The sequence below is a fragment of the Desulfonatronospira sp. genome (assembly GCA_003563255.1).
Lineage (GTDB): Bacteria > Desulfobacterota > Desulfovibrionia > Desulfovibrionales > Desulfonatronovibrionaceae > Desulfonatronospira.
On record PWSL01000493.1, the window covers coordinates 1 to 3502 of the forward strand.

Genomic DNA, 3502 nt, shown 5'->3' on the forward strand with positions numbered 1-3502 from the left:
CATTAACTCGCAAGTGAGATGAGTGGAGCATAAACGTTCTTAATGCTCAAACTCCCGGGCCAGTCTCTCGGCCCTGTCCAACTCCTCCTTTGTAAGTCTGGCAGCTGTCCAGCGCTTGTTTTCAATGGCCTGGCCAAAGCCTTTTTGTGCTGAAAGATAAAACCACTTGTAAGCCAGAACGTAATCCTTTTCCATGTTGCGGCCGTGAAGGTAAAAAAGGCCCAGTGCATTCTGGGCCAGAAAGTTGTCCTGTCTTGCTCCCTTTTCAAACCATTTGTGAGCCCGGGCAAAATTCTGCCTAACCCCCAGACCCTGAGAATAATGCAGGCCAAGGTTTGTCTGGGCGTAGGCATTTCCCTGCTCGGCTGACAGGTAGAATAGTTCCATGGCCTTTTTATAATCCCTTTTCACACCTGCTCCTCTGGAGTAAAGCTCTCCCAGGTTGTTTTGAGCCTGGTCATCACCCTGTTCAGCCAGAGGTTTGTAAAGCTCTGCCGCCTGCTCCCAGTTTCCGCTCTTGTAGGCTTCGTGGGCTTCTTCCAGGTCCAGGCCCCATCCAGGCTGAATCCAGAAAAACATTATAACAAGAAAAAAAGCAATGCACATGCCCACACAACCTTTGGTTCCAGCGTATTTCATATTGTATACCTCCACGGGTCACTGCCTGGCGGCATTTATTCTGGACACCAGCACCCCCCCCACCAGGAGTTGCAACAGGTGATAAAACATCAGGGGTAGCAGGATTAGTCCCAGGGCGGGATGATGTTCAAATATCAGGTTGGCCATGGGTACTCCTGCGGCCATGGTTTTCTGAGGGGCGCAGAAAAGAGCGGCCATGGCATTTTGGTGGTCAAAATGAAAAAGCCTGATCCCCAGCACCACCAGGCCCAGGACCAGGGCCAGGAAAACCACGGAGCCTGCCCCTGCAATCAGGGCAGCTACTGCGCCCTCCTGTTCCCAGATGCCGTCCTTCCAGGAGTTGCAGAAGGCGGCGTACACGATAAAAAGAATAATCAGGCTGCTGGTGATGGAGAAGGGCTTTTTCAGGGCATCAACGAGCCGGTATGTCAGAGGTCTTAAAAGTTGTCCCACCAGCAGCGGTGCCAGTAAAAGCATGGAAATATCCAGCAGCAGTTGCCCCAGGGGCAGGCTTACTCCCCCGGCCTGCAGCCAGACACTGACCCACAATGGTGTAATAAGTATCCCGGCTACGTTGGCCAGGCTGGAATTGAAGACCGCCCCTGCCACATTGCCTCTGGTCATGAAGGTATAGGCTACGGAGGTGGCTATAGTGGTGGGCAGCACTGCAAGAAAAAAGAAACCTGTGCGCAGGTCCTGGGACAGCACCGGGTACGACGCCAGAATCATTGCCAGTGCAGCCAGGGGAATGATTAAAAATATGAATGCCTGCACGAATACATGCAGCCTCCACTGCATCAGTCCGGACTTGATGGCCGCCGGAGACAGGGTCAGGCCCTGGAAAAAAAAGATAAGCACAACTCCCAGCCTGGTGGTATTTTCGCTTTGAAGCATCCCTCCCCTGGCTCCAGGGTCCGGAAAAAGCCAGGCAAAAAACACCGCGGCCAACAGGCCGAGTATAAACCAGTTATTTTTCAACCATTCTTTCACTTATGCGATCCTTTGTATGATACGACTGCATTTGTTGTGACAGGTATGCATGGGTAAGCAACTAAAGCGGGCTACGCCCGCAACCCAGTTATCTGTTATTTGTTAATTGTTAATAGCACTACAGCGAAACTTATTTATTGACCTCCGGGGACTGGCTCTCCCCGCACTTATTTTTAAAATGCCGTCAAACATCCTTCAGTTAAATAAGTGCGGGGGTGCCTGTCCCCAATTGAGATACCATACTGTTTTTATAAGTTTCGCTGTAGTGAAAGGGTAAGGCAGTTAATTATGGCTTTTGTTCTTCAACAATTAACAATTAACAATTAACTGATATCAATTTCTTGTTTTTCCTGACAGGGTTTCAGGAGTAAGTCACTATTACAGCACATTCAGCTTGATTTTTTGTCTGCCGGGTACTTTCAGCAGTTGTCATTACATCTGTGCACATACAGGGTCAGCCCTTTGTGACCGGAAACCAGAACCCTGGACCCGGCCTCAACCATCATACCGTCGATGCTTTTGGCGTTCCAGATAACTCCATTAATATTCACCTGCCCCTCTGGATCCAGGGGGTTGACCACCTTTCCCCGTTTGCCGTGCAGTCTGGTAACCATGTCGGTTGGGCCTGGCTGAAGGGCTTTTTTAAAAAAAGGATACAAAACGACATCTTTGGCCACCAGGACCGCCAGTATTAAAATAACAGTAAACCCACTAATCCAGCCTTGATCCCTGGCATAATTAAGCAGAATCACGGCGATTAGAAATCCTGGCACCTGCAGTGCAGCGTAACGAATCATTGCCATTGTCAGAGGATCCTCTCTATCAGGGTATATCTGTGCAGCGCTTTTACTGAATAAAGGTAACCATCCAGAGGGGGCGGATACCGGCCCGGGGACAGTCCCCAGGCCTTGTGGCAGCGTTAGGCGCTTACTCCTGAAACCCTGTTACAAAAAACAAGAAATCTTGATAACTGGACAGTCAAAAGTTTTTTTGTAACCATTTATTTTTATTGGTTTTTTTGGCAGATCAACATGTCATTCAGGGCCAGACCAGATATCTCTTTGTATTTATTGACTTTATTTTTCTCAACCAGGAACGAAGAACCAGGAACTTTGAACTCTCAAGTTGATAAAAATTTCACCAAAACCCTTAATTGTCAATACGGGCAAAGCCCGAACCTGTCCTTGCCATAGCCCGCAATTTCAGATAGGTATCTGTCAACTCATTTAAGGAAGGCTGGGTCCAGGAGTGCCTGTTCCCGGTGGAAAGCAAAAAGATTCAAAGGTGCAGGCAGGTTATGAGCTGTAAGTCACAGAACAGATTCGTCAGATAAAATATACCAGACTGACATGAAAGATACAATAAGACACATCCTGAACCCCCTGCATGTATACTGCCGCCTGATAAACGTCGGCCTGGACGCCCCAAAGGCCAAGGCCATATGCAGATTTTACCAGAAGCTATATTCCCTCGTTCTATAGATCATCCACACAGAAATCTCAATTTATCTTCCTTAACACTACAACGAAACTTAAAAAATTGAATAACCTGTCTCAATTGTGGACAGGCACCCCCGCACTTATTTTTCTGAAGGATGTTTGACGGCATTATAAAAATAAGTGCGGGGAGAGCCAGTCCCCGAAGGTCAATAATAAAGTTTCGCTGTAGTGTTAATTCATGAATAAATATACCTTCAGGGTATCTGTTCAGCGCTTTGCATATGGCATGGGGACTGGATCTTCCCCCACTTGACACCCCTCGTTCCCAGGCTCCAGCCTGGGAACGTTTAGTTCTTGCGGCTCCAGCCGCTTCTTCAAAATGTGGCTGGAGCCACAAAAAAATGGTGTTCCCAGGCTGGAGCCTGGGAACAAGA

General features: G+C 48.3%; 5 protein-coding genes. 1 reads left to right on the forward strand and 4 read right to left on the reverse strand.

Features of this window, described 5'->3' with window-relative positions; translation table 11 throughout:
* Positions 1–39: 39 nt before the first annotated feature.
* From QZP87_RS14425 to QZP87_RS14435, 3 genes are all read right to left on the reverse strand, one after another.
* Positions 40–639, reverse strand: a complete 600-nt coding sequence (locus QZP87_RS14425) for a tetratricopeptide repeat protein (protein WP_291323624.1) — start codon at positions 637–639, stop codon at positions 40–42.
* An 18-nt stretch (positions 640–657) separates the two neighbouring features.
* Positions 658–1629 (reverse strand): bile acid:sodium symporter family protein, encoded by a 972-nt coding sequence (locus tag QZP87_RS14430; RefSeq protein WP_291323625.1) that lies wholly within the window; start codon positions 1627–1629, stop codon positions 658–660.
* Between the two features lie 419 nt (positions 1630–2048).
* The gene (locus QZP87_RS14435) at positions 2049–2432 is read right to left on the reverse strand and encodes an NfeD family protein (protein ID WP_291323626.1); all 384 of its coding nucleotides are present in this window, start codon (positions 2430–2432) and stop codon (positions 2049–2051) included.
* A gap of 546 nt (positions 2433–2978) precedes the next feature.
* Between QZP87_RS14435 and QZP87_RS14440 the strand changes: the two genes are divergently transcribed.
* Positions 2979–3110: a hypothetical protein gene (locus tag QZP87_RS14440; protein ID WP_291323627.1), complete on the forward strand. Its 132-nt coding sequence runs from the start codon at positions 2979–2981 to the stop codon at positions 3108–3110.
* Between the two features lies 1 nt (position 3111).
* Here QZP87_RS14440 and QZP87_RS14445 read toward each other — a convergent pair.
* A partial coding sequence (locus QZP87_RS14445) for a hypothetical protein (protein WP_291323628.1) occupies positions 3112–3502 on the reverse strand: 391 nt, incomplete at its 5' end.

What these genes read in the sequence shown, in the direction of transcription:
- QZP87_RS14425 (WP_291323624.1), bottom strand. Translation starts at nt 639, where the DNA reads ATGAAATACGCTGGAACCAAAGGTTGTGTGGGCATGTGCATTGCTTTT.
- QZP87_RS14435 (WP_291323626.1), bottom strand. Translation starts at nt 2,432, where the DNA reads ATGGCAATGATTCGTTACGCTGCACTGCAGGTGCCAGGATTTCTAATC.
- QZP87_RS14440 (WP_291323627.1), top strand. Translation starts at nt 2,979, where the DNA reads ATGAAAGATACAATAAGACACATCCTGAACCCCCTGCATGTATACTGC.